This is a genomic window from Methanoregula sp., assembly GCF_002835825.1.
GTDB lineage: Archaea > Halobacteriota > Methanomicrobia > Methanomicrobiales > Methanospirillaceae > Methanoregula.
Window position 1 is genome coordinate 1 of the sequence record NZ_PIZH01000569.1, and the last position, 1329, is coordinate 1329.

Annotated in this window: 2 protein-coding genes; both read right to left on the minus strand. The window is 50.2% G+C overall.

What is annotated here, in order from left to right; translation table 11 throughout:
* The coding region (locus tag CW742_RS13375; protein WP_292421200.1) for a type I restriction endonuclease at positions 1-873 on the minus strand (873 nt) is incomplete at its 3' end.
* Positions 870-1329, minus strand: a 460-nt coding sequence (locus CW742_RS13380) for a hypothetical protein (RefSeq protein ID WP_292421201.1), incomplete at its 5' end; no start/stop codon positions are given. The genes CW742_RS13380 and CW742_RS13375, both read right to left, overlap by 4 nt.

A 1329-nucleotide genomic window follows, 5' to 3' on the forward strand; every position in this document is an offset into this window, starting at 1 on the left:
GATCATGGTAAGCGTCTTTCCCGATCCCTGCCAGTGCCAGATGAGCCCCTTGTTCCTGTCGGTCTTTCCTGCCAGATTATCGAGAACCCGGTTTACCATCTTGTTTGCAGCCCGGTACTGGATATACCGGGGCAGGACCTTGGTATCCTCACCCCTCTCCCGCCGGGAAAAGAGGAAAAACCGCAGGATATCAAGGAGGCATTCCGGAGTCAGCATTGTTACCGCTGCATCATGCGGTTCCGTACCCTCGATCTTCCATTCATCGACCTTCACTTCGGTCTGCCACGGAACGATCGGGAAGAACTTCACAATCTGCTCGGCAGCCATCCCGATCTGCACATACTTGTAAAGCTCACGAACGGCCTGCTCGTACTTCTTGATCTGGGAATAGGCTGTATGCCAGTCCTCCGCAAGGCTTGCCGGGTCCTTGCATTCGATGTTGACAAGCGGGATTCCGTTTATGTAGAGGAGGATATCGTTCCGTATCCGCTCTGTTCCATCATGGATGACCTGGCGGGAGACAACAAAGTCATTGTTTGAGAGATTCGCGTAATCGATGAGCTGGACATAATATACAGTCCGCTCTTTTTCCAGCCGGACCGGAATGCCTTCCTTCATGAACTGGAGGATTTGCTTTGCAGCCTCGGCACCGGACCCACGGCTCTGGAGCTCCCGGACTGCGAGCCAGATCTCTTTCTCTTCAAGACCACTCTCTTTATTGATCTTTTTAATCGCGCGGATGAGCGGGTTCACAAGCAGTGGTTCCTTGTAGCTCTCCCGTTCAAGCTGATCAGCGGGGGTGAAGGTCCAGCCGGTTGCCTGGAGTTTTTCAATGAGGGGATCTTCTACGAGGATTGCTTCGAGGGATCTCATGGTTGGGGCTCCGGGAAGGATGTTAATATCGATATGGTTAGTTCCGTTAATTCCAGCGCCTTGGCGGTCACCTCGCACAAAGGAATGAATTGCTGAACCAGTGGCAGATCTGCGGTATAGAAAGCCTGCGGATCAAAATCTCCGTCTGGGTATCGTGCCGTCGCATGGGGCTGCATAATCCGGGAGAGTTCAAGAAGCAATGACGAGGCATAAGACGGAGTGAGTAATTTCAGATCGGTCTCTTTCTTTGCGCGTTCAAAATTTTCTTTGGTAATGATCCTGTCAAACTCTTCGATTAATCGCGTAGAATCTTCGGGAGATTCTGTCCGTACTCCACCCACCATTTCTTTCAAAATTTTTTTAATCCGGTTGAATTCACGTTCAGAGAGAGTATAATTTTCAATTGCCTCGTAATCTGCCTGAAACTTTTCTTCCATTCTTTTGAACGTGATAAAC